The sequence below is a fragment of the Streptomyces sp. ATexAB-D23 genome, assembly GCF_000373645.1.
In the GTDB taxonomy this organism is placed as follows: Bacteria; Actinomycetota; Actinomycetes; order Streptomycetales; family Streptomycetaceae; genus Streptomyces; species Streptomyces castrisilvae.
Genome location: NZ_KB892011.1, coordinates 1 through 24,729 on the forward strand (window position 1 = coordinate 1; position 24,729 = coordinate 24,729).

25 protein-coding genes, 1 pseudogene and 2 riboswitches are annotated in these 24,729 nt (G+C 69.8%); of the genes and pseudogenes, 15 read left to right on the forward strand and 11 right to left on the reverse strand.

The window, feature by feature from the left end:
• The 4 genes from B082_RS0111780 to B082_RS0111795 form a co-directional block, all read right to left on the reverse strand.
• Positions 1 to 201: helix-turn-helix domain-containing protein (locus B082_RS0111780; protein ID WP_018551999.1), on the reverse strand; the 201-nt coding region annotated here is incomplete at its 3' end.
• 46 nt (positions 202 to 247) lie between these two features.
• Positions 248 to 889, reverse strand: a complete 642-nt coding sequence (locus B082_RS0111785) for an ATP-binding cassette domain-containing protein (RefSeq protein WP_051094608.1) — start codon at positions 887 to 889, stop codon at positions 248 to 250.
• 161 nt (positions 890 to 1,050) lie between these two features.
• Positions 1,051 to 1,266 (reverse strand): DUF397 domain-containing protein, encoded by a 216-nt coding sequence (locus B082_RS0111790; RefSeq protein WP_018552001.1) that lies wholly within the window; start codon positions 1,264 to 1,266, stop codon positions 1,051 to 1,053.
• Positions 1,266 to 2,165, reverse strand: coding sequence for a helix-turn-helix domain-containing protein (locus B082_RS0111795; protein WP_018552002.1), 900 nt, complete (start codon positions 2,163 to 2,165; stop codon positions 1,266 to 1,268). Before B082_RS0111795 ends, B082_RS0111790 begins: the two co-directional genes overlap by 1 nt.
• Before the next feature lie 751 nt (positions 2,166 to 2,916).
• On the opposite strand from B082_RS0111795, the gene B082_RS0111800 reads away from it, so the two are divergent.
• Entirely contained in the window at positions 2,917 to 3,306 is a 390-nt protein-coding gene (locus B082_RS0111800) for a hypothetical protein (protein WP_018552003.1), read from the forward strand.
• 134 nt (positions 3,307 to 3,440) lie between these two features.
• Here B082_RS0111800 and B082_RS0111810 read toward each other — a convergent pair whose 3' ends face one another.
• Together B082_RS0111810 and B082_RS0111815 are read right to left on the reverse strand one after the other, a co-directional pair.
• Positions 3,441 to 4,298 (reverse strand): aldo/keto reductase, encoded by an 858-nt coding sequence (locus tag B082_RS0111810; protein WP_018552005.1) that lies wholly within the window; start codon positions 4,296 to 4,298, stop codon positions 3,441 to 3,443.
• Positions 4,295 to 4,729, reverse strand: a complete 435-nt coding sequence (locus B082_RS0111815; RefSeq protein WP_018552006.1) for a cupin domain-containing protein — start codon at positions 4,727 to 4,729, stop codon at positions 4,295 to 4,297. The genes B082_RS0111810 and B082_RS0111815 overlap by 4 nt, the downstream gene beginning before the upstream one ends.
• 415 nt (positions 4,730 to 5,144) lie before the next feature.
• Between B082_RS0111815 and B082_RS0111820 the strand changes: the two are divergent.
• The 3 genes and pseudogenes from B082_RS0111820 to B082_RS0111830 form a co-directional block, all read left to right on the forward strand.
• A pseudogene (locus B082_RS0111820) lies at positions 5,145 to 5,324 on the forward strand (transcriptional regulator); the annotation flags it as partial.
• Between the two features lie 159 nt (positions 5,325 to 5,483).
• Positions 5,484 to 5,605: riboswitch (cobalamin riboswitch) on the forward strand.
• 62 nt (positions 5,606 to 5,667) lie between these two features.
• On the forward strand, positions 5,668 to 6,060 hold the full coding sequence (locus B082_RS0111825) for a hypothetical protein (RefSeq protein ID WP_018552008.1): 393 nt from the start codon (positions 5,668 to 5,670) through the stop codon (positions 6,058 to 6,060).
• Complete coding sequence (locus B082_RS0111830) at positions 6,057 to 6,785, forward strand: (2Fe-2S)-binding protein (RefSeq protein ID WP_018552009.1); 729 nt, start codon at positions 6,057 to 6,059, stop codon at positions 6,783 to 6,785. Before B082_RS0111825 ends, B082_RS0111830 begins: the two co-directional genes overlap by 4 nt.
• Positions 6,786 to 6,822: 37 nt before the next feature.
• Here B082_RS0111830 and B082_RS0111835 read toward each other — a convergent pair whose 3' ends face one another.
• Genes B082_RS0111835 through B082_RS0111845 form a run of 3 tightly spaced genes read right to left on the reverse strand, consistent with a single transcriptional unit; the run spans position 6,823 to position 9,775 of the window.
• Positions 6,823 to 7,623 carry an ABC transporter ATP-binding protein gene (locus B082_RS0111835; protein ID WP_018552010.1) on the reverse strand — a complete coding sequence of 267 codons (801 nt, stop codon included), beginning with the start codon at positions 7,621 to 7,623 and terminating at the stop codon, positions 6,823 to 6,825.
• Positions 7,620 to 8,711, reverse strand: coding sequence for a FecCD family ABC transporter permease (locus tag B082_RS0111840; protein WP_018552011.1), 1,092 nt, complete (start codon positions 8,709 to 8,711; stop codon positions 7,620 to 7,622). The genes B082_RS0111835 and B082_RS0111840 overlap by 4 nt, the downstream gene beginning before the upstream one ends.
• Complete coding sequence (locus B082_RS0111845; RefSeq protein WP_018552012.1) at positions 8,708 to 9,775, reverse strand: ABC transporter substrate-binding protein; 1,068 nt, start codon at positions 9,773 to 9,775, stop codon at positions 8,708 to 8,710. Before B082_RS0111845 ends, B082_RS0111840 begins: the two co-directional genes overlap by 4 nt.
• Before the next feature lie 29 nt (positions 9,776 to 9,804).
• A riboswitch (cobalamin riboswitch) is annotated at positions 9,805 to 9,947 on the reverse strand.
• A 69-nt stretch (positions 9,948 to 10,016) separates the two neighbouring features.
• Between B082_RS0111845 and cobF the strand changes: the two genes are divergently transcribed.
• The 9 genes from cobF to B082_RS0111890 all read left to right on the forward strand — a co-directional run bounded on the left by cobF (position 10,017) and on the right by B082_RS0111890 (position 20,642).
• Positions 10,017 to 10,850 carry a precorrin-6A synthase (deacetylating) gene (gene cobF, locus B082_RS36015; RefSeq protein WP_018552013.1) on the forward strand — a complete coding sequence of 278 codons (834 nt, stop codon included), beginning with the start codon at positions 10,017 to 10,019 and terminating at the stop codon, positions 10,848 to 10,850.
• Between the two features lie 231 nt (positions 10,851 to 11,081).
• Positions 11,082 to 11,768: a DUF6882 domain-containing protein gene (locus B082_RS0111855; protein WP_037710003.1), complete on the forward strand. Its 687-nt coding sequence runs from the start codon at positions 11,082 to 11,084 to the stop codon at positions 11,766 to 11,768.
• A gap of 446 nt (positions 11,769 to 12,214) precedes the next feature.
• Positions 12,215 to 13,924, forward strand: a complete 1,710-nt coding sequence (locus B082_RS0111860) for a choice-of-anchor M domain-containing protein (protein WP_063831054.1) — start codon at positions 12,215 to 12,217, stop codon at positions 13,922 to 13,924.
• A gap of 100 nt (positions 13,925 to 14,024) precedes the next feature.
• A complete protein-coding gene (locus B082_RS0111865; protein WP_051094613.1) occupies positions 14,025 to 15,596 on the forward strand; it encodes an anchored repeat ABC transporter, substrate-binding protein in 1,572 nt (523 codons plus the stop codon).
• Positions 15,593 to 16,519, forward strand: coding sequence for a TIGR03773 family transporter-associated surface protein (locus B082_RS0111870; protein WP_018552017.1), 927 nt, complete (start codon positions 15,593 to 15,595; stop codon positions 16,517 to 16,519). Before B082_RS0111865 ends, B082_RS0111870 begins: the two co-directional genes overlap by 4 nt.
• The gene (locus tag B082_RS0111875) at positions 16,512 to 17,288 is read left to right on the forward strand and encodes an anchored repeat-type ABC transporter ATP-binding subunit (protein WP_051094609.1); all 777 of its coding nucleotides are present in this window, start codon (positions 16,512 to 16,514) and stop codon (positions 17,286 to 17,288) included. The genes B082_RS0111870 and B082_RS0111875 overlap by 8 nt, the downstream gene beginning before the upstream one ends.
• Positions 17,289 to 17,332: 44 nt before the next feature.
• The gene (locus B082_RS0111880) at positions 17,333 to 18,169 is read left to right on the forward strand and encodes an anchored repeat-type ABC transporter permease subunit (protein WP_234018148.1); all 837 of its coding nucleotides are present in this window, start codon (positions 17,333 to 17,335) and stop codon (positions 18,167 to 18,169) included.
• 146 nt (positions 18,170 to 18,315) lie between these two features.
• Complete coding sequence (locus B082_RS36020; protein ID WP_063831055.1) at positions 18,316 to 18,963, forward strand: choice-of-anchor M domain-containing protein; 648 nt, start codon at positions 18,316 to 18,318, stop codon at positions 18,961 to 18,963.
• Positions 18,964 to 19,013: 50 nt separating this feature from the next.
• A complete protein-coding gene (locus B082_RS0111890) occupies positions 19,014 to 20,642 on the forward strand; it encodes a choice-of-anchor M domain-containing protein (protein WP_158688867.1) in 1,629 nt (542 codons plus the stop codon).
• A 63-nt stretch (positions 20,643 to 20,705) separates the two neighbouring features.
• On the opposite strand, the gene B082_RS0111895 is transcribed toward B082_RS0111890, so the two are convergent.
• The gene (locus B082_RS0111895; RefSeq protein ID WP_026249689.1) at positions 20,706 to 22,520 is read right to left on the reverse strand and encodes a flavin-containing monooxygenase; all 1,815 of its coding nucleotides are present in this window, start codon (positions 22,518 to 22,520) and stop codon (positions 20,706 to 20,708) included.
• 198 nt (positions 22,521 to 22,718) lie between these two features.
• Here B082_RS0111895 and B082_RS0111900 point away from each other — a divergent pair, with 198 nt between their 5' ends.
• Positions 22,719 to 23,735: an SMP-30/gluconolactonase/LRE family protein gene (locus tag B082_RS0111900; protein WP_018552023.1), complete on the forward strand. Its 1,017-nt coding sequence runs from the start codon at positions 22,719 to 22,721 to the stop codon at positions 23,733 to 23,735.
• A 12-nt stretch (positions 23,736 to 23,747) separates the two neighbouring features.
• Here B082_RS0111900 and B082_RS0111905 read toward each other — a convergent pair whose 3' ends face one another.
• A complete protein-coding gene (locus B082_RS0111905) occupies positions 23,748 to 24,338 on the reverse strand; it encodes a TetR/AcrR family transcriptional regulator (RefSeq protein ID WP_026249690.1) in 591 nt (196 codons plus the stop codon).
• 227 nt (positions 24,339 to 24,565) lie between these two features.
• Between B082_RS0111905 and B082_RS39160 the strand changes: the two genes are divergently transcribed.
• Positions 24,566 to 24,706 carry a hypothetical protein gene (locus tag B082_RS39160; protein ID WP_018552025.1) on the forward strand — a complete coding sequence of 47 codons (141 nt, stop codon included), beginning with the start codon at positions 24,566 to 24,568 and terminating at the stop codon, positions 24,704 to 24,706.
• The last annotated feature ends 23 nt before the right edge of the window (positions 24,707 to 24,729 follow it).

Here is a 24,729-nt window from a genome sequence, read left to right on the forward strand (position 1 = left end):
CACGGCGGCCTGCTCGGCCTCGGACAGAACCTGATGGTCACCTGTGCGTCGGCCCCGCGGACGGGACAGCAGCGCGTCCCGTCCCCCCGCCCGCCACCTCGCCCACCAGTTGTCCACGGCTCGGACCGACACCTTGAACAAGGTCGCGACCTCCGCCCGGTCCCTGCCCTCCACCAGCGCGGACACCGCCAGCAGACGCACAGCCTCCTGCGCATCTGGAGACCAGGTCCGCGCATCCCCCGCCAGATCACTCACATGCTGTCAACGAGCCTGAACCCAAAGCGTTTCGGATCAATATGCGGACCGTACGGTCGCAGAGCCGCTCCATCTGTGCGAGGTCGTGGGAGACGAGCAAGAACCTCCGGTTGCCCCGCAGTGCCGCCACGGACTCCTCGACGGTGTCGCGGCTCCGCTCGTCCAGGGGGCTGGTCGGCTCGTCGAGCAGGAGAGCCGCTGTCTCAAGGGCCAAGGCACGGGCCAGGCACAGGCGCTGGCCGTTGGACAGGGTCTGGGCGGACGTGTCAAGTCGGTCGGAAACCTCTCCCCACAGGCCCGCCTCACGCAGTGCCTGCTCGACGCGGTCGCGCAGCTCCGTCCGGGACGCCCGCACCAGGTGGCGGAGGCCGAAGAGAGTGTTGTCCAGGATGCTGCCGCCGAAGACCACGGGGGTTTGTGGCACCAGGACGGCGATGCTGCGCAGGCCGGCGTCGCCCTTGCCGTGCTGGACGGGACGGTCGAGGATCCGTACCTCGCCCTGGCGACGGAGCCCGTGAGGCAGGAGGTCGACCAGAGCGCGCAGCACAGTGGACTTGCCGGCGCCGGACGGACCGCACAGACCGGTCGTTGACCCGGAGGCCAGCTCAAGGTGACCGGGCCCACCAGATGGCACAAGTCAACGGTCAATTGCGGCCCACGGGCGCGGCGGGAGCTGTGCTGATGGACTCGTGCGCGGAGACTCGGCGGGGCTGTGCACACGAGCGAGGTGCGTACGAATGAGGGGTCTTCTCTCCGCCACTGCCGTGGCGGAGAGAAGACCCCTGAACACTCGGGCTATGACGCGATAAAGCGCTCCCCGCTCACGCCACTGATGAACTGGCTCCAGCTGGCGGCCGGGAACACGACGGCCGCACCGTGGGGGACCTTGGAGTCCCGGATGGCCATCTGCCCATTGGGTAGACGGCCGCCTTCCACGCATGCGCCTCCCTGGTCGTTGCTGTAGCTCGATCGGAACCAGCTGACCCCAAGATCATCGGCCCTGGTCTGCATCAAATCTCCTTGCTTACGCGGTGGATCATGCTCAGAGACTCCTGATAGCCCGGAGCAAGTGCTTGAAGTTCACTGAATGCCGTCTCGTACTTCTTCACGTCATCATCGCGACGCGAGACGCCGGCGCCGACCAAGTTCTCGAGGTACACCATCGGTCGGAGGTTGGGGACTGGCGGCCCAAACCGCAGCAGAATGAAGGGACCGTTCATGCCGGGGTGATAGCCCAAGCTGAACGGTACGACCTGCACCTTGACGTTGGGCAGGGAGCTGGCGATCTCCATGATGTGCTCCAGCTGCCCCTTCATCACCGAGCGGTCGGCGACCACGCGTCGCAGGACCGCCTCGTTGATGATCGCCACAAAGTCGAGAGGGTCAACCTTGCGATGCAAAACCTCCTGCCGAGTCATGCGTACCGCGACCAGGCGGTCGATCTGGTCGCTGGGAAGACCCGCGTGGGCCCTCTGGTGGATGGCTCGGACGTACGGTTCGGTCTGAAGCAGTCCAGGAACGAACTCGGCCTCGTAGCATCCCATCTTCTCGGCGGTGGCCTCCAGGCCGAGGTACGCCTTGAAGCCCGGCTGGATGACGTCACGCACTTCGGGGGATTGCCACCAGTCCTTCTTCGTCTTCGTGACTGTGGCGTACCCAGCCAGGACTCGCTGCTTCTCGGGTGCTGCCCCGTAGATGTGGCACAGCGCTATGACGTCGGCCGGCTCAACTGATCCGCTGTCCGCCGTCTCCAGCCGAGTCAACTTCGAGCCGGCCCAGGACAGATGGCGGCATACCTCTGCGCCGGTCATCTTCTTCTGCAGCCGCAGCTGACGTAGCTCAACGCCCAGTTGGAGCCGACATAGAGCAGGCGTTGCTGCTTCGAAGGCCGATTCGGCCACTTCGATCATCCCGCACCCTCCCGAATCTTGGACCCGGTCTGACGGTGAACGTTCGAGTTGCGCAACGCAGCTTCTCCTGACACATGCAACGTTCGGCTGATTCGCAGAACTATCTTGCGGGGCAGTAAAGTTTGCAGAGAAAATCGTCTCAAGCAATTGCTTATAAGAGCTTCCACGATAGGTCTTGCGCTGTCATGATGTCTGCGGATCGAGTGCACTGGGTCACCGGCCGACACTCATGGTTGCCATTCCCGTCTGCTGCATGTCGGTAGCCCTTCGTGGGAGCGCTTGCAGCACGACGACCTCCGACGAAGCCGAGGCCAGCAATGCGCCAGAGCAATGCCCGCACCATGTGGAACTGGATGAGCGAGGTACGCCCCGAGCGTGTGCGAGGGGTCGACAACGCGGCCAGTTCCGTCCCCAACCCGTACGCACTCGTAGCTGCCGTACGTCGCTCCCAGGTGGACCGGCGCGTAGAGCAGATCCGCAGTTGCCACCGGACGCCAAGGGTGTGCCTATACGCTTTATCCGGCGACGGTGAGAGCCCGACTGCATCGCTCAAGTCTGCTGCGGCCTACGCCGAAGCGCGGGGCAGCGGGCTCCCAGCGGAGCCGGATGCGGCCGAGCGGGAGTCGCGGGACATCGGGGGCGAGCCAGTAAAGTGCGGTGCCGGCGCCAGGGTGTCTGCGTAGCTCGTCGCGAAACGATCTTGGGCTCGTCTCCGCAGACACCCCTTGGGTCACACCACCAGGAGGAACCAGTGCCGAACCCGCAGCCGCTCACCCCCGAGGAGAGGCTCGCTGACGCGAAGAGGCTGCTGAGCCTTCCGCCTGTTGTCGTGATCTGCGGTTCCACCCGGTTCATGACCGAGATGGCCGAGGCGGATCTGAGGGAGACGACAGACGGAAGGATCGTCGTCAAACCGGGCTGTGACATGAAGTCGCCGCACGGACTCTGGGCTGATCCGGTCGAGGCCGAGGCGCTGAAGGTTCGACTCGATGATCTGCACCGGGCGAAGATCCGGCTCGCTGATGAGGTGCTCGTAGTCGGCGACTACATCGGAGACAGCACCCGAGCGGAAATCGCCTACGCCCGGTCGCTGGGCAAGCCCGTACGGTTCACGCACCCCGAAGTAGACCCTGAAGCCTGACCGCCCCCCTGCCTGGAGATTCTGATGCTCTGCGGCTTCCACCGCACGGTCTCCTACGTCACCAACGGGCTGCGGCTTCCCCTTGAGACGTGGGCGGCACGGTTCTCGCAGTGCGGTGCCGCCTCGGACGCGGGTTACTTGCCGCTGTAGACGGGGAAGGCTGCGTGCTCGCCGTAGTCCCGCTCGTCGAGCGTGCGCAGCGTGGTCATGTCCGCTTCGGAGATCTCGAAGTCGACATCGGCGTTGGAGCGCATGTGCTCGGGATTCGCCGTCTTCGGCAGCGGCTGGGTGCCCAGTTGCAGGGCGTAGCGGATGCACAGCTGCGGGACGCCGACCGCGTACTTCTCGGCGATCGCGGTGATCCGGCGGCTGCGGAGGAGCGTGCCGTGCGCGATCGGCGAGTACGCCTGTACGAGGATGTTCCGCTCCTCGCAGAAGGTCAGCAGCTCGGCCGGGGTGTTTCCGGCGTGCAGGAGTACCTGGTTCACGTGCGGTGCCACGGTCCCGTGGGCGAGAATGTTCTCCAGGTCGGAGCGGAGGAAGTTCGAGACTCCGATGGCGCGGATCCTGCCCGCCCTGTGGGCCTCCTCCAGTGCGCGCCACGCCTGGCGGTTGCCCTCGGCGTAGTCGCCGCCACGGAAGTCGTCCCACGGCTGCGGGGCGTGGATCAGCATCAGGTCGATGTAGCCGATGTCCAGCGTCGCCAGTGATGCGTCGATCGCGGCGACCGCCGGGTCGAAGTCCTTGATGTCCGCCGCCAGCTTCGTGGATACGAACAGGTCTTCGCGAGCGACGCCGCTGGTGCGGATGCCCTCCCCGACCCCGTGCTCATTGCCGTATGCCTGAGCGGTGTCGATGTTGCGGTAGCCGGTCCCGATCGCCGCGCGCACGGCGTCGGATGCCTTGTCGTCGTCGATGAACCACGTGCCCAGGCCGAGCTTCGGTATCCCGACGCCGTTGGACAGGGTGTAGGTCTCGGTCAGGATGCTCATGCGTTCTCTCCGCTCTTCGGCAGTCGGCCGTACACCTCGTCGGTGACGGGCTCCAGCCACTCGTTGCTGACGTCTTCTCCCGGCGTGATGAAGGCGACGTGGGAGAACCACGAGTCGGCCTTCGCGCCGTGCCAGTGTTTGGTGCCCGCCGGGACGCGGATCGCGGTGCCCGGCTCCATGCCGACCGGGTCCTGCCCCTTTGCCTGGTACCAGCCGCTGCCGGCCGTGCACAGCAGGACCTGATCACCGCCGCCGCCCGTGCCGTGGTGGATGTGCCAGTTGTTGCGGCAGCCCGGCTCGAACGACACGTTGCTGACCGGCACGCTTCCGCCGGCCAGGAGCGCCAGGTAGCTCTGCCCGATGAAGTTCTCGGCGTAGGCGTCGTTGGTCTCTCCGAGCGGAAACATCTGCTCGAATCCGTGGTCGGTCATATCGGCTGCCTCCGTCATCCTGATGGTGTTGTGCCTGCTCCGGAACGCCTCGGCGGGCTGGATCCGGTGTCCACGGCGTTGGGCCGTCCGGCGTAGGAGGCCAGGTGGGTGATGGCCTCGCTCAGCTCGTCCTCGCGCAGTCGTCCTCGGGTAGCCCGTTCTCGGGCAGCTCGTTGTCCTTCTCCTTCGGTGACGTGCTGTCGTACCGAATTCCACGCTGCCACGCCTGCCGGCGCGCGTGCAGAGGGGAATGTCTTCCCGGGAGAAGGACATCCTGGGAAGAATTCCTCCCCCTCACTGCTGGTGCGTTCACTGCCAGACTGGAGGCATGAGCCCATCGCCGCATCTGAACGAGCCGGGAGAGTTCCTCAAGGCACGCCGCTCCGAGCTGACCCCCCGCGCCGTGGGCCTGCCCGAGACCCTTGACCATCCCGTCGCCGGGCAGCTGTCACTGGACTGGGACACCCTCACCGCCGCCACCGACCCCGGCCAGCAGCTCGTCGTATGGACCGCCGAGGCCGGATCACCCACCTACGACCGGCTGCGCGTCCTCGCCCCGTGGGCCGCCGACCACGCGATCTCGTCGGCCTCCTGAACCGGCTTGCAGCGCGTGGCGCGGATCGCCCCTCGCCGGCGCCGGAGCGCATCCGCAGCCGGAAACGACGGCTGGGCGGGCGATGACTGTTCCGCCGGCGACGTCCCTCCGGTGAGGAGTGGGTGGCATCATGGCTGGTGACTTGGGCGGCAGCGCTCCGAGGAAACCGGTGTGAATCCGGTGCGGTACCGCCACTGTGATCGGCGAGCGGATCCCGATGTGCCACTGCCCCACGCGGGCGGGGGCGCCGGGGCGAGCGCTCACCCGAGAGCCAGAGACTCACGCTGTCGCCCCCTCGACGTACCTCCGGGGCGGAACTCCCCGGCGAGAGGGAGGACGCGGCATGCTTGAACAGCCCGCCGACGAGAACGAACCGACAGCGGACCGGGCGGTCCCGTGCCGGGTGGTGGTGTGCCGCGACTGCTGCTGCGGGACCGTGAAGGTCGACGCCGATCACGCGGCGCAGACCGCGCGGTTGCGGGAGATCGCCCCGGTGCGGATCTCCGAGTGCCTGGACGTGTGCGATCAGGCCAACGTCGTCGTCGTGCAGCCCTCGGCGGCCGGACGGGCGGCAGGCGCCCGCCCGGTCTGGCTCGGGCTGGTCAATGACCCGGCAGCGACTGAGGACATAGTGGAATGGGTGCGGGCCGGCGGGCCGGGTGTCGCGGCCCGCCCCGAGATCCTGGACCTCTATGTGATCGCCGCGCCCCGCCGCGTCGGGACAGCGGCCTCATGAACGGCGGCCGGGGCACGGCGGACGACGTACCGATGGACGACGTACCGGCGGACGAGATCGTCGAGGCGTTGCGGGACGTCGCGCGGCTGGGAGGCTTCTTCGCCCTCGATACGGTCCGGGGGCTCGCGTCCGGCTCCGGCTCCGGCTCCGGTGAGGAGCGTCTCACCCGGGAGGGTTTCGCGGCGCGGGCCAGGACCGTCAACGAACGCTACGGCACTGCCGAAACCCGTATCGGCGTCTCCATCGCCCACCTCGGACTCGCGGCACGCCTGTGGTCGCCGGTCCTCGCCTGCGCCCTGGTCCACGGGATCGTGCCGGTGATGACCACCGTGGAATGGGCCGGCGACGGCTCAGCCCTTCGGCTGGCCGGGCCGCGGGGCAGCCGTGTCCCCCGGTCCGGGTCGTCACCGGCGGACGCCGTAACCGCGCAGACCGACGGCGTCCTCCAGCGCGTCGAGAGCCACCTGCCCGTCAAGATGGCGCCCCGGCTGCTCGCGGGGAACTCCGCTTCCGCGCTGGCCGGCTCCGCGGCGCAGCTGCTGAGGTCCCGGCCCGGCCTGCGGGCGCCGCTCACCGAGCTGACACGGGAACTCCTGGAGACCGGACGGCTGCCCGGGACCGGCCGGATCACCGGCCCCGAGCTGACCTTCCGCCGCCGCAGTTGCTGCCTGTACTACCGGGCGCCGAACGGCTCGAAGTGCGGGGACTGCTGCCTGGCCCGGTGACCGGGCCCGGTCGCGAGACCAGGCACCGGACCGGAGGTCACCTCTCCGCGCCGGGCAACGGCCCGTCCGCCGGCAGGAACGTCACCTGGGGGCGGCCCGTGCGGGGATGCACCGCGACCTCGGCCGTCACCTCGTAGACCTCCGCGAGCAGGCGCGGAGTGAGCACCTCGTGCGGCGGTCCGGACGCGACGACACCGCCGTCGCGCAGAACGTACAGGCGATCGCAGTAGTACGCGGCCAGGTTGAGGTCGTGCAGGGCGACGAGAACCGTCGCGGGCAGTCGGCGCAGCGCGGTCAGGATCTCCAACTGATGGCGGATGTCCAGGTGGTTGGTCGGTTCGTCCAGGACGAGCAGCGACGGCTCCTGGGCCAGGGCACGGGCGATCAGCACCCGTTGCCGCTCGCCGCCGGAGAGATGGTCGAAGGGGCGGTCGGCCAGGGTGACGGCGTCGACCGAGGCGAGCGCCGTCTCGATCGTGGCGGCGTCCTCGGCCGTGTCGCCCGACAGGAGCCGCTTGTGCGGGGTCCGGCCCATCGCGACGACTTCCCGCACATTCAGATCGAGGCCGGACGGGGTGTCCTGCACCACCGCGGCCAGTGTGCGCGCGAGCCGGCGTGGGGGCAGGGTCCAGGCGTCGGAGCCGTCGACGCGGACCGTTCCGTCCTCCGGGCGCAGGACGCGGTAGACGGCGCGCAGCAGGCTCGACTTGCCACTGCCGTTCGGGCCGACGAGGCCGATGGTCTCGCCGGGACGGGCCGTGAGCGTGACGTCGTGGACCAGCCGCAGGGTGCCGGCCGTGAGTGTGACGCCCTCGACGCGCAGTTCGGCCGCCGTCATGCCGCGCCTCCCGCCTTCTTGCGCGCGTCGCGCCGCATCAGCCACAGGAAGAACGGCCCTCCGCACAGGGCGGTGAGCACGCCGACCGGGATCTCCTGCGGTGCCGCCACGGTTCGCGCCGCGATGTCGGCCAGGACCAGGAACGACGCACCCCCCAGCGCGGCGGCCGGCAGCACACGCCGGTGGTCGCCGCCGACGAGCAGCCGCACGACGTGCGGCAGCATCAGGCCGACGAATCCGATCGGTCCGGCGGCGGCGACCAGCACACCGGTGACCAGCGAGACGAGCACGAACATCCGGGCCCGGAACCGTGCGACGTCCAGGCCCATGGTGGCGGCGGCCTCCTCCCCGGCGAGCAGCAGGTTCAGGTTCGGGGACTGCACCATGAGGACGGCGATGCCGAGCAGCAGCGCCGGACCCGGCAGCCAGAGCGAACTCCAGGACACACCGCCCAGACCGCCCAGCGTCCAGGCGAGGACGGTGCGCGCCTCGTTGCCGTTGTCCGTCGTCAGGAGCAGCAGGTTCAGCAGTGCGCTGAGCACCGACGCCACCGCGACCCCGGCCAGGATGAGCCGCAGCGAGGTGATGCGGCCGCCGGTGCGGGCGGCGGCGTAGACGAGCACGAGCGCGCCCAGCGCCCCCGTGAACGCGGCCGCCGGCAGGGACACCGTGCCGAAGAGGCTCACCCCGAACACGATCACCGCGACCGCGCCGAGCGAGGCACCGGAGGACACCCCGAGGAGGTACGGCTCGGCAAGCGGGTTGCGCACCAGCGCCTGCAGCGCCGTTCCGACGACGGCGAGGCCCGCGCCGGTGACCGCGCCGAGCAGGACGCGGGGCCCGCGCACGTCGAGGACGATCGTCTCCCGTGCCCGGGTCCAGGTGGGCTCCGTCCAGTCGGCGCCGAGCGCGTGCGTCACGATGCCCCACACCTGGCCGGGCGGTATGCGCACCGAGCCGACGGCGAGTCCCGCGGTCAGGCAGGCGGCCAGGAGCACGGTGAGCGCGACCAGGGTGACGGCGAACGCGGCCCGGCGGCGCGGCTTCACCACAGCGGTGCTCTCGGCGCCCGTGGTGAACGCGGTCACTTGAAGTTGTCCGGGTGCAGCCCGCGCGCCAGGTCGCCCACCGCGTCCGCCGAGCGGACGCCGACGAGGGTGTCGGTCAGCGGCAGCACCACGAAACGCTTGTTCTTGATCGCGGGCACGTCGGCGAGTGCGGGCTGGGAAAGCAGGAACTTCTTCTTCTGGGCGACGCCGGTCCCCGCGTAGTCGTAGATGGCGATCACATCCGGCTTGCGGTCGACGACCTGTTCCCAGGAGACGTCGCCGAACACGTCGTCCAGGTCGGAGAAGACGTTCTTGCCGCCGGCCAGCCTGATCAGTTCGTTGCCCAGGCCCTTGCCGCCGGCCGTGAAGGCGGACTTGTCGCCGCTGTCGTAGACGAACACCGATACGTCACGCGCGTCCTTCACGGCCGCGCTCGCCCTGTCGACCCGGGTGCGCAACTCGGAGACAAGGGCGGACGCGCGGTCGGGGACGCCGAAGATCTTGCCGATCGTGCGTATCTCGGTGTACGTGTCCTGCATGGTCACCCCCTTCTTCCCGGCGCAGTTCTCCCGGTTGAGGTAGGTGTCGATGCCCGCGTCCTCGAACGCCTCGCGCGAGCGCCCCTCCTTCTCCGCGAACGCGCTGGCGTACCCGCCGTAGACGAAGTCGGGATCGGTGTCGAGGACCTTCTCGAACGACGGCGCCTGCTTCGACAGCTGCGGGATCGACGCGAAGTCCTCGCGCAGCGCGGGCAGGACCGCCGAGTCGGGGTACGACGTACCGGCCATCCGGTCCTTGAGCCCGAGCGAGAGCATCAGCTCGGCCGGATGCTGGTGGATGGTCACCGCGCGGGACGGCGGCTTCGTGTACGTCGTCCTGACACCGCAGTTGTCGATGGTGACGGGGAAGCCCTTCGCCGTCGAGGCACTTTCCTTTGGGGAGCCGGCGGCGGTGCCGGAGGAGCCGCAGCCGGCCGTCAGCAGGATCGCCGACAGCGCGGTGACGGCCGCGGCGAGGCGCGCCGGACCGCGCCCGCGTGAGGCTGCGGACGCCGTGTGCGAGGGGAAGAACAAGAAATGGGGACGGCTGTGACCGTCATGCATGGGAAGCCTCCTGCGGAGTCCGCGCTCCTCGGATCGGGCCCGCGGCAGGTCAGTGACCTGACTTCCGCGGACGCCCCGTGGGACGTGCGCGGTCACAGTGGCGGGACCGTGCCGGATTCGCACCGGCTTCCTGGCTCCTGCCGCGGCTTTGACCTGGTGATCGTACGTAGTGACCAGGTGGACGAGGAAACCGGGGTCGGGCGCCGAGGCGCATGGGAGAGGCCCCTGGAAGACTGTCCACATGAGTACGCAGCAGCGCGCGATCCTCGTCATCGGCATCGGGGCCGGCGATCCCGACCACCTGACCCTTCAGGCCGTGAAGGCGATACGGCGCGCCGACGTCTTCTTCATCGTCGGCAAGGGACCTCACAAGGCGTCCCTGACCGACCTGCGCCACCGGATGATCGAGGAGCACGCAGAGGGTTCCTACCGTGTGGTGGAGGTCGAGGACCCCAGCCGCGACCGGGGCGCGATGGGCCGCTCGGACTACACGGCGGCGGTCCAGGACTGGCGCGAGCGGCGTGGCGAGATCTTCGAGAGGGCGATGCGCGAGGAGATGACGGCCGGCGAGACAGGGGCCTTCCTCGTCTGGGGCGACCCGTCCCTGTACGACAGCACGCTCGGCATCCTCGGGGACATCGAGGACCGCGGCGCGCTCCTCGTGGGCGTCGAGGTGATCCCCGGCATCACGAGCGTCGCCTCCCTGACCGCCCGTCACCGCATCCCGCTCAACCAGGTGGGCCGCCCGGTGCACATCACCCCGGCCCGCCGCCTCGCCGAAGTCGGCCAGAACGACGACGGAGACATCGTCGTCATGCTCGACGCCCACGAGTCGTTCACCCAGGTCGCGGGCGACGACGACGTGTGGATCTACTGGGGTGCCTACCTCGGCACCCCGGACGAACTCCTCGTCGCAGGGCCGCTCCACGAGGTCTCCGACCGCATCCGGCAGGTCCGCGCGGAGGCGCGCGAGCGGCACGGCTGGATCATGGACACGTATCTGCTGCGGATCATGGACGGACGCGGCTCCCCGCGCCGGGCCGAGACGGACGGGAGCGGCCGGAACGCCCCGTGATACCCGCCGGGTCGCCGGCTCGACGGGTCCCGACGGATGAACGAACAAGCCGCTGCCGTGGTCTGCCGGGCAGCTGCGGACGGTCGCGACCGGCCCGGCGTCGGGCCGGTGCGAGGCCAGGTGACCATGCCGGTGGGGCATCTGGACGGACTGTTCCAACGCAGGCGCAAACGTTCAGGAGTTGGGCCCCGGGCTCTCCCTCGTCGTGGCTTGCCCTCTACGCTCGTGATCATGGCAAACGGATTCAGCGACCAGTTCCTCCTTGAGGCGGAACGGCACTCCGTCTGGGGCGCCGCTCAGCTCGAGACACTCATGGAGTTCCTGCCCGAGGCACCGTGGAACGCGGACCTGGCGACGTGTTCCTACCAGCAGGGGGAGGTGCGGCTACGGGTCGGTGTCCTTGGGACATACGACATGGAGGGGGGTTCCTGGCTGTGGGGCTGGGCAAATCCGGGGCTCGGCGGGAGTGAGGCCGTGGCGTTGTCCGCTGCCGTGGCACGGTACGGGCAGGCGCACGGGATTCCCGAGTTCACCGCCGAGGAAATCGATCTGTCCGGTTTCGACGATCCGCGGCGGGCCGCCGAGATGCTGGCCTTCGCGGGGATGGGGGTGACCGACGCCCCCGGGTACATCGGGCAGCCCGCAGGGCCCGGCACACAGGTGTACTTCCTGCCCGACGACCCGAAGGTCCCGAGCGCCGAGCTCGATCCGGTCGCCCTGCCGCGCGTGCTCATGACCGGGGTCTCGCTCATCGGGCGTTCGCCGCGGCAGGCCGTCACGGGGTACTTCGAGCACTACGGGGTGCCGCAGCGCGTGGAGGGCGACCGGCTGATCGCCGATCTGCCGACCGGTGCGGCTGTTGTCTCCTTCGACGGGATGGGGCGTATCGGCAACATCCAGCTCACGGTCGGCAGCTGACCCGGGCAGTGGCGTAAGTACGTTTCCTCGGGGCGCCGGCGGCGCCGTCGCTTCAACCGCGGCGGCGACCGTCCGGCGAACGCCTTGCCCCGAGTCGAGCCCCTCAACGCTCTCGGCGCGCCGCCGATCGATGCAGGTATGGGGCAAAGCGTGGCGAACGGGACCTCGCGACGGGCAACCTGCTGATGGCTAGTTGAAAATGATTACCATCGTGCTTAGGGTTGATGTGGTCACGCGGGGGCAGCGGCTCGGGGCGGCACCGCGGGCCGCCGAGCCGCGTCGACGCCGTCGGCGCGTCGTATCGGCAACGGTGAAAGGTGCCCTCCACCGCAGGCCGCACGTTGTTGATCCGCCAGGACCGGGAGGTCCTGAGCGCACGCGCCCCCATCCGGCACAGCGAATCGTCCGCACCGAGTGGCGCCCATCTGCAGAGGAGCACATTGAACATGTCATCACCCAGGAAGCGCCGTTGGGCAGCAGCCGGAGTTGTGGGGTCGGTCGCGCTGGCCGGAGTTGCCCCGGCGGCTTTCGCCGGCACCTCCGAGGACGCCGCTCAGTCACCTGCCCCGTCCGTACGCGTTGTGCTGTCGCTGGAGGGTGAGGCCCTCGCGCTTGAGATGCCGCAGGGTGGTTCGGACGGCGCCGGGGGTGTTTCCGACGGAGAGCGACGCCCGGATCTGACGATCGGCGGCGAGGCGAGGACGACGGCGCCGGAGGAGGGCGTCCCCGCTTCTCCGGGGTCGCCCGGCGACGACCTATGGATCGTGGGCGGACGGTCCCCGGCCCCCGAGGGGAGCCTGGCCGACCCGGTGACCGGTTGGGACACCACCCGGGTCCCGGCCGAGGAGCTTGCCGACGCGCGCATCGACTGGGAGTTGACCGGGGTCGAAGGACCCGGCGACGTAATGGCCTTTGAACCCGGAGGCGTTGAGGGGGAGGGGGCGGTGGCGGAGCCGAAGGTGGTGTTCGACAGCACCGACGGTCTGCCGGACGCGCTGACTCTTCCGGCCGCCCGGCACGGCGCGTTGGCATGGGCGTTCACCCGGGCCGGTGACTACCGGATCTCCTCGCGGGCCACCGCTGAGCTCGCGTCCGGAGACAGCGCCCGGACGGACACGGTGTGGACGGTGCGGGTCACCGACGAGCGGTCCGCTCCGCCCGCCGGGCCGTCTGCCGCCCCGGACGGAGGCGAAGGCGCCGTGCAGCCGGGCGACGACTCCGCCCCCGCCCGAAGCCGCACCGCCGGGGCCCCGGACCGGAAGACCGCGGCGGACGGTATCGCGAGCGAGCGGACCGTCATCGCGGACGGCCATGTCGACGCGATCGCCGGGAAGATGGTGAACGGCACGCTGCGGACCCTGTTCAGGGACAGCCGCGACCCGGGTGACATCATCTGGCGTGAGCCCTCCTCCGTGGTGCTGCACGTCAACCCCGCCGCCAGGGAGCAGATACCGGCAGGCGACACCTACTCCTTCCTCGGCAGGGCGGGCGGCGACTTCTGGCTCATTCCCCAGGTGCAGAAGCAAGGCGTCGTCTGGGCCGGATGGAACACGGAGGCGCTGGGCGACGGCGACCTGAGAGGTCAGGTCGACATGAAGCTGACGAAGGTCAGTGGGCCCGGAACCCTGGCCATCTGGGAGACGGCCGGTCTGGGGGGCGCGCAGGTGCTCTACAACAGTGCCGACGGCCTTCCCGATACGCAGAAGGTGAACCCCGGCGTGCACGCGCACGGCAACTGGGCCTTCAGCAAGGAAGGTACGTACCACGTGACCTTCCAGCTGAGCGGCACGTCGGCGAACGGAACGGCGATGTCCGACGCCCAGACGTACACCTTCGTGGTGGGGGACGGGGATCCGAACGCCGCCACCCCGGGAGACGGGGACGGTGCCGGCGGCGGAGACGAGGACGGTGCGGCGTCAGGTCCGGCAGACACCGACGGCCCGGCGTCCGGCTCCACCGGGGGTACGGGCGGAGCCGGTGGCGGGGCCGCGACCGAGGGAGGCAGCAAGGGCAGCCTCGCGCACACCGGGACGGAGCCGGCCGTCCCCTTGGGAGTCGGCGCCGGGCTTCTGGTGGCCGGCGGTGGTGCCGCCATCGCGATGAGCAGGGCGAACAGGCGGCGTACCACCGTCGGCCACCGCGCCGTCCGGATCTGATCGGGTGCTCGCGGCCCTCCGGGGCCGCGAGCACTCCTCCACGGCCGGCGCCCGGCCCCTTCTCCCCGGCGCCGGCCCCTTCTTCAGCGGGAGTTCATACATGCGTATACCCAGACCGGTCATACGGTCCCTGGTCACCGTGGCCGCCCTCGGAGCCGCTCTCTCCGGGTGCAGGGGCCATGCCGGGACGGCAGCCGGAACCGACAACCCTGACGCCGTGCTGCGCGTCGTGACCACGACGGAGATCCTGGCCGATCTCGTCCGCCAGGTCGGCGGGGACCGGGTGCAGGTCGACTCGGTCGTGCCGGCCGGCGGTGACCCCCATTCGTACGAGCCCACACCTGCCGACGCGACTGCCGTTTCGAAGGCGGACGTCACGTTTACCAACCATCTTCTGCTGGAAGAGCACGCGCTCATCAAGACGGTCGACGCGAACGCCCGCAAGGGGACTCCCAATGTCTCCCTCGCCGAGGCTTCCGAAACATACGGGGCACACGTCATTCCGCTCGTCGAGGACATCGGCCTGGACGTCCTCTGGCTCGGGCTGCGGGTACGCGGAGAGGGCGAGTCCCGGGGCGCGACCCGGTCCTCCGATGTCCTCCTGTCAGCCACCGATGTCCGGGGCCCGGGAGACCTCGTGGTGTATCTGACCGAATCCCTCGGCCGGCCCGAGATCTACTTCAACTCCGCGGACGGCCTTTCGGCCGAGGACACCACCAGCCTGCCGCCCGCCGCGCACACCCACGTGAACTGGGCCTTCACAAAACCTGGTGTCTACGAAGTGAGTCTGGCCGCGAAGCTCAGGAACGCGGACGGTACGACGCAGCCGGTGGGCACCGGCACCTTCACGTTCGCCGTCGGCGTCGACCCGCACACCGTGGCAGGCCCCGGAGACACCGTCCTCGACAACGGGCACACGGATCTGACGGTCAACATCGACAGCGGCAGGATGTCCGCCTTCACCGACCTGCGAACGGAGGGAAAGGCGCAGGAGGAGATACCACCCGGTGACGTGGTCATCGACGTACCCAACCGGACACTGGAGAGGATTCCGGCTCAGAAGCGGTTCGCGTTCCTGGGCAAGCCCGGAGCCGAGGTCTACCAGCTTCCACAAACGGTCCTCGGTAAACACGTGCACGGCGAGATCGACCCGCACCTGTGGCAGGACGTGCAGAACACCAAGTCCTACGTCCAGCTGATCCGGGACACCCTGAGGAAGGAGGACCCGGACGGGGCGGACCGGTACACCTCCAACAGCCGTCGCTACGAGCAGCGGCTGGACGAACTGGACACGTACGTGCGCCGCCAGGTCGGCGCGATTCCGTCCGGCAGACGTCAGCTGATCACCACGCACGACGCGTTCGGATATCTCGCCGACGCCTACGGAATGACGGTGGCCGGATTCGTCGTGCCGAACCCCGCGCAGGAGCCCAGCGCGGACGACGTCGAGAAACTGTCGATGACCATCAGGAACCTCAAGGTCCCGGCGGTGTTCATGGAGCCGAACCTCGTGCAGCGCGCCACCGTGCTCAATCAGGTCGCCGAGGACCAGCACGTCAAGGTGTGCACGCTGTACGGCGATGCCTTCGACGACGACGTCCGGCACTACACGGACATGATGAGGCACAACGCCGACGCGCTCCGCTCCTGCCTCGGAGGTGCGGAGAAATGACCCGCACACTCGCCCGGCGGGCAACGTTCTCGCTCGCGGCCCTGGCTCTGACGCTGGGCCCGGCCGCGCCCGCTCACACCTCCGAAACCCTGCCCCCCGGCGCCGGGTCCGACGCCGCACCACGTACCGGGACCGGCCGAAAGGTCATCGGGGACGGCCACGTGGATCTGGGCCCGCGCTTCGACGGCGGCACGTGGACCGTGCAGATCCGGGATGACACGACCCGCCCCGCGACGTGGCGCGACACCTCGGATGTGGTGCTTCAGGTGAAGGACACGGCAAGGACCCAGGTGCCGGAAGGGAAGACATTCACCTTCCTGGGCGACCCCGGCGACGACGTGTGGCTGCTGCCTCAGGCGCAGCGGGACGGCGTTCTCTGGCCCGGCTGGAACAGCCAGGACCCCGAAGTGGTGGCCAGGGTGGGACGAGAGGTCAACTGGCAGCTGACCGGTGCCGAGGGGCCGGGTGACTTCGTCCTCTTCCTCAACGGCAGTTTCGGAACTCCGAAGGTGGTCTTCGACAGCAGACGGAAGGCCCCACAGGAGACCGGCATCGAGATCAACAGTCACGTACACGGAAACTGGGCGTTCACCGAGCCCGGTACGTACCTGCTCGGCATCCGGATGTACGCGGAGACGAAGGACGGCGAGCGCCATGACAGCCGGCGCACCCTTCGGTTCTCCGTGGGCCCCCAGAATCCCGGGCAGGCGTTCGCCGCCCGGCCCACCGGCGACCACGGGCCGGCGGGGGACGGTACGGAGCAGCGGGCGAATTCCGGTGGTTCCCCGGCCGCTGTGTGGTGGGGAGGGGGAGCGGCCGTGGTCGTGGCCGCGGCGGCCGTCGCCCTGGTGCGGCGGCGCGGCCGTCGTGACACCGGCTCATCGCCAGACACCGAACGCTCTGAAGGGACCAGCGATGACTGACCACCGAACGTCCGTCGGCGGGGCACCCGCGCTCGAAGTGCGGGCGATCTCCGTGCAGCTCGGAGGGCGGCTCGCCCTCGACGGGGTGGATCTGACCGTGCGAACCGGTGAACTCGTCGGTCTGATCGGCCCGAACGGCGCGGGGAAGACCACCCTGCTCCGCGCGGCACTCGGACTGCTCGCCCCGCACTCCGGCACCGTGCACGTCGGCGGCGAGGCCGTCGGCAGGAGCCGGGGGAGCATCGGTTACGTCCCTCAACGCCATGAGTTCGCCTGGGACTTCCCCCTGTCCGTCGAGAGGGCCGTGCTGACCGGTCGTACCCACCGCATCGGCTGGCTCAGGCGGGCGGGGGCGGCCGACCGGGAGGCTGTGGAGGAAGCCCTCGAACGCGTCGCCATGCTCGATCTGGGACAGCGCCCCATCGGCGAACTGTCGGGGGGCCAGCGGCAGCGCGTTCTGGTGGCTCGGGCACTCGCTCTGCGTCCCACCCTGATGCTGCTGGACGAGCCGTTCACCGGACTCGACGTGCCCACCCAGGAACTTCTGACGGACCTGTTCAGGCAGCTGCGCCAGGAGGAGAAGGCGCTGCTCATGACAACTCATGACCTCCCCGCGGCCGCCGGTATGGCGACGCGGCTGTGTCTGCTCAACAGGACCGTGATCGCCGACGGGCCACCCGACGAGCTGCGCGACCCGGCTGTCTGGCTGCGGGCCTTCGGCGTCACGAAGTCCGATCGGCTTCTGACCTCCCTGGGGGTGTTGCGATGAGCGGGCTCGGGGACGTCCTGGCAGGTCCGTGGGAGCACCTGTTCATGCAGCGGGCGTTCGCGGTGGCGGTGATGTGCGGCATCGTCTCGGGCGTCGTCGGAAGCCATGTGGTCCTACGGGGGATGGCCTTCATCGGCGATGCCGTGTCCCACTCGGTCTTTCCGGGGGTCGCGATCGCGTTCGTGTTCCAGTTCAACCTGGTTCTCGGTGGCGCGGTGGCCGGTCTCCTGACCGCGCTGGCGGTGGCGGTGTTCTCGCAGAACCGGAGGCTGAAGGAGGACTCGGTCATCGGGGTGTTCTTCGCTGCCGCTTTCGGCCTCGGCATTGTCATCCTCAGTACGGCACCCGGCTACAGCGGCTCACTCGAGTCGTTCCTGTTCGGCCAGATCCTGGGTATCAGCGACGGCGATGTGCGCACGGTCGCGGTGATGGGCCTGGTCCTGCTCGCGGTGGCGGGGGCGGTGCACAAGGAACTCGTGACGGTCAGTCTGGACCGCGAGACGGCGCGGGCAGCCGGGCTTCCGGTGTTCGCGCTCGACATCGTGCTGTACGCCCTGGTGACCGTCACGGTCGTCATCTCGCTCCAGGCGGTGGGCAACATCCTGGTCCTGGCCCTGCTGATCACGCCGGCGGCCTGCTCGCGCCTGCTGACCGACCGGATCGGCGTGATGATGACGCTTGCCCCTGCCATCGGCGCCGGGTCCGCGGTTGTCGGTCTGTATCTCTCCTACGCCTACAACCTGGCCGCCGGGGGACTGATCGTCCTTGTGGTGACCGGCGTCTTCATTCTCTGCTGGCTCCTGGCGCCACGTCACGGACTCCTGGCCGCGGGGCGCCAGCGCCGCGACCGGGGGCGGACGCCTGTCGGCAGCCACCCTTGAGACGCGTTCCGGGTTGGCCGAACCGCTGAGGTGACCCGTCGTCACCAGGACTGCCCCGGAAGACTCTTGCGGTCCTATTAAAAACGATTATCATTTTCAATGTTCGCGCACATACAAGTGCGCCCTTGATCCTTGGGGGGATCACTATGCGTATTCCCGTCCGCACGATGACCGTGGCCGGTTCGGTGGCAGCGGCGCTGGCCGTGACGGCCCTGGCGGCCACTCCGGCGACCGCGGCGACAACTCTGAGCGTCGGCCACGTCGACGTGCTCGACGCCGAGTGGGACGGCTCCGGCCTCCACCTCCACGTCCACGACGAGGAGAACGACACGGAGCACGAGCCGGCCGATGTCGTGCTGTCCGTCCCGGCCGCGGCGAAGGTCGCCAACCCCGGCTACGGCTTCCTGGGTTCCGGCAGCGAGGTCTGGCTGCTGCCGGAGGATCAGGCGGTGGCCAACGCGCGTGGGGTGCTCTTCGCGGGATTCTCCACGGAAGCCCTGACGACCGGTGTGTTCGCCGGTGACTCGGTCTCGTACCGTCTCGTCAGTGCCACCCGCGACGGAGCATCGACCGAGGACTTCAGCGTTTACGCCGGCAGCGGCACCCGCTGGTACGACAGCAACACCGCGACCACGTCCTACAAGTCGAAGGCGTTCTCCGTGGGCGCCCACAACCACGCCAACTGGGCCTTCGAGGAGGCGGGTACGTACAAGCTGACCTTCAGCGTCTCCGGAACGGTGGCAGGGGTCACCGAGACCGCCACTGAGACGTACACCGTGGTCGTCAGTTCGTGATGGTGGCCCTGACGCGCGGCTCGCGGTCGCCGGCCGTCGCCATGACGGCTGTGTGCGCCGCGGTATTCATCGGCGCGGCGGGGCTGGTCGCCGGCGGCAGCGGGGACGCCCGCGCCGCCGGCGGCGCGGCCGTGATCGAAGAGGGCGAACTGGACCTCGTCCCGCGCATCGTCGATGGTGCGCTGAAGCTGGAGATCGACGACCGCAGCGGCGGCGCGCCCAAGGTGCGCACCCCCTCGCAGGTCGTCGTGCACGCCGGGCCGGCCACGAAGGAGACCGTGGTCAGTCCCGCGTACCCGATCCTCGGCGAACTGGTCGACGCCTACTTTCTGAACGGTTTCTTCAACTCGGGGCAGATCTACGCCCCGGAGCCGGTGTGGAAGGGCGGCGAATCGGGTGGGGGCAGCGAGGTGGGTCTCACGGGATTCGAAGGCCCGGGGCGCTTCGCTCTCTACGCGTACACGCCCGAAATGGACTCCGACGACGAGCCGGCCGTCCCGTACCTGGGCAGTGATGCCGACGCTCCCCGGTCCTTCGCCCTGTCGGCGGACGAAGGAGGGATGAAACCCACCTGGGCGTTCACGGAGGAAGGGGTGTACCGCTTGACCTTCACCGTGACCAAGGGAGAGTTGTCGGCCACCGAGACACTGGCGGTGGTGGTCGGTGACGACGTCGACCCTTCAGGGGTGATCCCCGGGGACGGAAGCGAACCCGCCGAACCGTCGGCGACTCCTCCGGTGAGCCCTTCGGCCACGCCCACACGGCCGGCTGCGCACGTGATCGACAACGGGCATCTCGACCTGGCGGCTCGCCCCGCCGATGACGGGCTCTCGTTCGAGATCAAGGAGGGCAGCGCCCAGGTCCACTCGTGGTACGAGCCCGACGAGGTGGTCCTGCATGTGAAGCCGGCGGCCAGACGCAAGGTCGCGGAGGGGTACGAGTTCGTCGGCGATGTGGGCTCCTCCATGTGGCTGCTGCCCATGCAGCAGATCGACGGGCTGGTGTGGCCGGGGTGGAGCACGGAGGAGTTCGCCACCTCGGATGTGAGGGGTGACGTCTCCTTCAGCCTGGATTCCGCCGAGGGCCCCGGCTCGGTCGCGGTGTTCTCGACCGGCGCGACGGGTTCGGTGACCATCGGTCTCGACAGCCGCGACGGGCTGCCGGACGTCCTGGCCCACTCGGCGCACGCCCATAGCCACTGGAACTGGGCGTTCACGGCCGAGGGCGTGTACCGCACGACCTTCACGGTGAGCGCCACGCTCGCGGACGGCCGTACGGTGCGTGACACCGAAACCCTCGCCTGGGTCGTGGGCAACGGGACCGACCCCTCGGCAGTGGTCCCGGGCGACGGCGGGGAGCCGACCTCGTCTCCCACGGCGACGCCGACCCCGTCGGCGTCGGAGCCTACTTCGGCGCCGTCGTCCACGCCGTCCCCACCCGGGGCGTCGGGCTCCGCCGGTCCGGAGGGCGGGTCTGCGACGGCGACGTCCTCCTCGGCCGTGGTCACCGGGCCGGCTGCCGGGAGCGGCGCGGTGGGTGCCTTCAGTGACCCGAGGCCGGCGGGTGGCCTCGCGTCGACGGGATCCTCCGCCGCCGTGATCGCGGGCATCGCCCTGGCGGCCACGGCCGTCGGAGGCGGGGTGTTCGCCGCCGCCCGACGCCGTCGCGCGGTCGGGTGAGACCGAGCCGGCGGAGCCGGGCCTGGAACGGTCCGGCTCCGCCGCCACGCGGGACCTGTGCGGTCAGTCGGAGGACCGGAGGGCGGTCCTGGGCCGGAGGGCCTCGGCGATGGACTCCTTGCGCCACCGCCTGAGCAGTTCGTGGAACGCGAACGCGCCGTGGGGGTAGGCGCTCGCGGAGTTCGGGCGGCCGAGCCCCTCACGGTTGTAGTAGCCGGGGGTGCACTCGGCGTGGAACCACTCGTGGTCAGCGGCGTCCTCGGCGAGAACGGCCAGCCAGGCGTCCTCGGCCTCGGGGGACGGTTCGATGAGGGCACGCCCGGTCTCGGCCGCGGCGACCAGGGCGGCGGCGTGTACGGCCTGCTCGTCGAGTACGTGCGTGAAGTTGACGCTGCTCGCGTTGTGCAGGGTGCCCATGTGGATCAGGTTCGGGAAGCCGTTGCCGGTGAAGCCGTGCAGAGTCCGCGGGCCCCGTTCCGCCCACGCGTGCAGCAGTTGGGTGCCGCCCCGGCCGTGGACGGGGAGCTTGCCCGAGTGGATGCCGGAGACCCCCACGGAGAACCCCGTGGCGAAGATCAGGCAGTCGAGTTCGTAGGTGTTCTCGCCGACGACTGCCCCGTGCTCCGTGATGCGCTCGATGCCGTGGGTGTCGGCGGTGTCGACCAGGGAAACGTTGTCGCGGTTGAACGCGGCGTAGTACGTGTCGGAGAACGTGGGGCGCTTGCAGGCGTACCGGTACCAGGGCTTGAGTTTCGCCGCCGTCCCGGGGTCGGTGACGGTCTGCTCGACACGGGCGCGCAGTTCGTTCATCTTCGCGGCGTCGGCCGCTTCGTAGGCCGCTTCGAAGGCCGCCCCCTTCTCGTCGCGGCGGAAGCTCGGCAGGAGTTTTTCCAGGAGGGCGGCCGAGGCGGTCCACCCGTCTGCCACCAGGTCGTGGCCGGCCGGCTCGCCGGAGACGATCCGCAGGAAGTTCTCGCGGCGCTCCCCGGCCCAGCCGACGTGATCGGCACCGACGTCCTCCGCGCTGGTGCGGCGGTTGGCGCGTACATCCACGCTGGACGGAGTGCGCTGGAACACGTAGACGTGCTGGGCGTCCTCGGCGAGCATCGGGATGGCCTGGACCCCCGTGGCGCCGGTGCCGACGATGCCCACGCGCTTCCCGCTCAGGCCGGTCAGACCACCCTCCGGTGTGCCCCCGGTGTAGGCGTAGTCCCAGCGGGACGTGTGAAAGGTGTGGCCCCGGAAGCGCTCGATGCCGGGTATCCCGGGCAGCTTCGGATCGGACAGGGTCCCGGTGGACGTGACGACGTACGTGGCGTGGAAGGCGTCACCCCGGTCGGTGGCCACGAGCCACCGCTCGGACGCCTCGTCCCAGGTGAGCGAGGTGACCGCGGTGGAGAACAGGGCGTCCGGATAGAGGTCGTACTTCCGGGCGACGCGCATGGCATGACGGCGGATCTCCTCGCCGGGGGCGTACTTCCACTCCGGCACGTATCCGGTCTCGTCCAGCATCGGCAGGTAGACGTGCGACTCGACGTCGCAGTGGATGCCCGGGTAGCGGTTCCAGTACCAGGTGCCGCCGAAATCGCCGCCCTTCTCCACGATCCGTACGCGTCCCACGCCCCGCTGTCGCATCCGCGCGCCGGCGAGGATGCCGCCGAAGCCGCCGCCGACCACCGCGACATCCACGGTGTCCCGCACCGGTTCGCGCTCGGCGGCCTCACCCGCGTAGGGATCGTCGGCGTAATACCCGAACTCGGAGTCCGTCGACCGGTATTGGCGGGCGCCGTCGGGTCGCACCCGCCGCTCGCGTTCCAGCCTGTAGCGCTGCCTCAGGGCGTCGAGCCCGGCAGGGTAAGGGGTTTGAGTGATCGTCATGTGGGGGTCTGCCTCCGATCGGGCGGCCGCGCCGGATCGAGCAGCCGCCATCCGCTACGGTAGCAACTACCGGACAGCACTGTCCGGTTGTTGCGCAGGTGACCCTCACGCGCGCGCAGGGCGCCGCCGCGCCCCCGTACGGGCCGGGCGAACCACCTGGCCCGGCGGGCTCCCGCAGACAGGAAGAGTGATCCCTCCATGCGACGACTCCCGGTCCGTTCCCTCGCGGTGCTCGCCACCGTCGGCACGCTGGCCCTCGCCGGATGCGGTACGGAAACCGCCGGCGGCGGCGCACCGGCCGCCGCCCCTGCCGACAGGACCATCCGCGCCCACCAGGTCATGCGGCTGACCGAGGCGCACGCGGAGACCGGCATGACGTTGCTCGAAGGTCCGACCTTCGACGAGAACGGCGACCTGCTCGTCGTCGACGTCACCGCACCCGCGGGGGAGCCGAAGGTGATGCGGGTCGACGTGAGGAAGAAGACGTCGAAGGCCGTGCACACGGATGACCGAGGGGCCTACACCTCGGCACAGTTCAGTCCGTACGACGGCCGCCTCTACCTGACCGACTACGCCCACGGCGAGGTCGTCAGCCTGGCACCGGACGGAAGCGACCCGCGGACGTTCTTCTCCGGCGAAGTCGACGGAGCCGTGATGAACCCGGACGACATCGCCTTCGACAAGCAGGGCAACCTGTACGTCAGCGACTCACGCGGTCTGTCCACGGGCGACGCGCACGGGCGTGTGGTGCGGATCGAGCGGGACGGCAAGAAGTCCACCGTCCTCGCCGAGGGCCTCGCCCCGGTGAACGGAATTTCCTTCGACGCGGACTACCAGGGGCTGTGGATCAGCGAACTCACGCAGGACCGGATCTCCTACCTCCGCCTCGACGGAGCGGGAACGGTGACCTCCCGGCACACCGCCATCCGCGTGGACGGCGGGATCGCCCAGACCGATTCGATCGCCGTGGACGCGGACGGCAACCTCTACCAGGCACTCCACGGCCGGGCCGCCATGATCGTGTACAATAAGCACGGCGAACGCCTGGCGACCGTCGAGATCCCCGCAGGCACCAAGGGGCTCGAATCGGCGACGAACGTGGCGATCACGCCCGGCGGGACCAAGGCCTACATGACCGTCAGCGGACCGGGCGGCGGCTACCTGTACACCTTCGACGCGCTGGGGAAGGGCATCCGGCAGTCCAACGGGGGCTGACACCCCCGGCGCTCACCCCTCGAAGGGCCGGACCGGCCCCACTTCCACATCGAGGAGCCGCCACGCCGCCTTCGCCCGGCGCTCCCGCACCTCGCGTGTGGGACCGCCGGTGGCGCCGGAGACCATGGCGACGGCGAGCATGAGGTCGCCCGACGCGCCCAGCCGGTGCCTCTTCGGCAGGTGCCGGCGCAGCGCGGACTCGACCCGGTCCGAAAGGACCAGGGCATGGGCGAGGGCCTCCGAGTGGCCGGCGGCCCCGTTGCTGTGCAGCAGGCCGAGAAAGGCGGCCGACTCCGTCAGGTGCCAGGTCAGAACGCCGAGGACATCGGCGAAGCGCGCGGCCTCGGCCGCGGCCGCCTGCTCGACCTGCCGCACGTTCTCCTCCAGGACCGCGATCGCCACGGCCGCCCGGTCGGGGAAATGCCGGTACAGGACGCCCTGTCCGACCCCGGCGCGACGCGCGATCGCGGAGAGCGGGGCATCCAGTCCTTGGGTCGCGTAGATCTCCCGCGCGGCGGCGATCAGAGCGTTCCGATTGCGGGCAGCCACTTTCGGCCCGTGATTCGCGGGCCGCCGCTCGGCGGGCACAAGGGGCTGGCTCATCCCGGAAGCGTACCGGCCGGTCGTCGGACCGGGCCGCCGCAGGAGCCCGGGTCCGTGGCGCCGCCTGTGAGCGGCGGGGGTGGGTCGGAGGGCGATGAGGGCCTTGTGGGCACGCCGGTCGACGCCGTCGGGCCCGTACCTGCCGCCGTGCCGGCAGGAGGTCACCGGCTCAGCACATCGCTGCTGCTCGCATCGGGTGGTGCTCCTGGTAGGGGTCTTCCGCAGCAGTGGAGGTACGGGGCCGGGATTCGCGCCGGACCCGGCCGCACCGCACGGGCCGGCTCACCGAGGACTTCGCCCCGGCCGTCGCCGACCGGGCCCTGGCCGGTCTCCCCGTCGCGGGAGACGGCGACGAGTCCGGCCGCTGACCGCCGGCACGGGCTGAGCCCGC

Bases quoted from the DNA above. Each gene is read 5' to 3' on its own strand.
- B082_RS0111845 (WP_018552012.1), bottom strand. From the start codon at position 9,775: ATGCATGACGGTCACAGCCGTCCCCATTTCTTGTTCTTCCCCTCGCAC.
- B082_RS0111795 (WP_018552002.1), bottom strand. From the start codon at position 2,165: ATGATCGAAGTGGCCGAATCGGCCTTCGAAGCAGCAACGCCTGCTCTA.
- B082_RS0111870 (WP_018552017.1), top strand. From the start codon at position 15,593: ATGACCCGCACACTCGCCCGGCGGGCAACGTTCTCGCTCGCGGCCCTG.
- B082_RS0111865 (WP_051094613.1), top strand. From the start codon at position 14,025: ATGCGTATACCCAGACCGGTCATACGGTCCCTGGTCACCGTGGCCGCC.
- B082_RS0111835 (WP_018552010.1), bottom strand. From the start codon at position 7,623: ATGACGGCGGCCGAACTGCGCGTCGAGGGCGTCACACTCACGGCCGGC.
- B082_RS0111900 (WP_018552023.1), top strand. From the start codon at position 22,719: ATGCGACGACTCCCGGTCCGTTCCCTCGCGGTGCTCGCCACCGTCGGC.
- B082_RS0111815 (WP_018552006.1), bottom strand. From the start codon at position 4,729: ATGACCGACCACGGATTCGAGCAGATGTTTCCGCTCGGAGAGACCAAC.
- B082_RS0111860 (WP_063831054.1), top strand. From the start codon at position 12,215: ATGTCATCACCCAGGAAGCGCCGTTGGGCAGCAGCCGGAGTTGTGGGG.
- B082_RS0111880 (WP_234018148.1), top strand. From the start codon at position 17,333: ATGCAGCGGGCGTTCGCGGTGGCGGTGATGTGCGGCATCGTCTCGGGC.
- B082_RS0111875 (WP_051094609.1), top strand. From the start codon at position 16,512: ATGACTGACCACCGAACGTCCGTCGGCGGGGCACCCGCGCTCGAAGTG.
- cobF (WP_018552013.1), top strand. From the start codon at position 10,017: ATGAGTACGCAGCAGCGCGCGATCCTCGTCATCGGCATCGGGGCCGGC.
- B082_RS0111855 (WP_037710003.1), top strand. From the start codon at position 11,082: ATGGCAAACGGATTCAGCGACCAGTTCCTCCTTGAGGCGGAACGGCAC.
- B082_RS0111830 (WP_018552009.1), top strand. From the start codon at position 6,057: ATGAACGGCGGCCGGGGCACGGCGGACGACGTACCGATGGACGACGTA.
- B082_RS36020 (WP_063831055.1), top strand. From the start codon at position 18,316: ATGCGTATTCCCGTCCGCACGATGACCGTGGCCGGTTCGGTGGCAGCG.
- B082_RS0111810 (WP_018552005.1), bottom strand. From the start codon at position 4,298: ATGAGCATCCTGACCGAGACCTACACCCTGTCCAACGGCGTCGGGATA.
- B082_RS0111905 (WP_026249690.1), bottom strand. From the start codon at position 24,338: ATGAGCCAGCCCCTTGTGCCCGCCGAGCGGCGGCCCGCGAATCACGGG.
- B082_RS0111790 (WP_018552001.1), bottom strand. From the start codon at position 1,266: ATGCAGACCAGGGCCGATGATCTTGGGGTCAGCTGGTTCCGATCGAGC.
- B082_RS0111825 (WP_018552008.1), top strand. From the start codon at position 5,668: ATGCTTGAACAGCCCGCCGACGAGAACGAACCGACAGCGGACCGGGCG.
- B082_RS0111895 (WP_026249689.1), bottom strand. From the start codon at position 22,520: ATGACGATCACTCAAACCCCTTACCCTGCCGGGCTCGACGCCCTGAGG.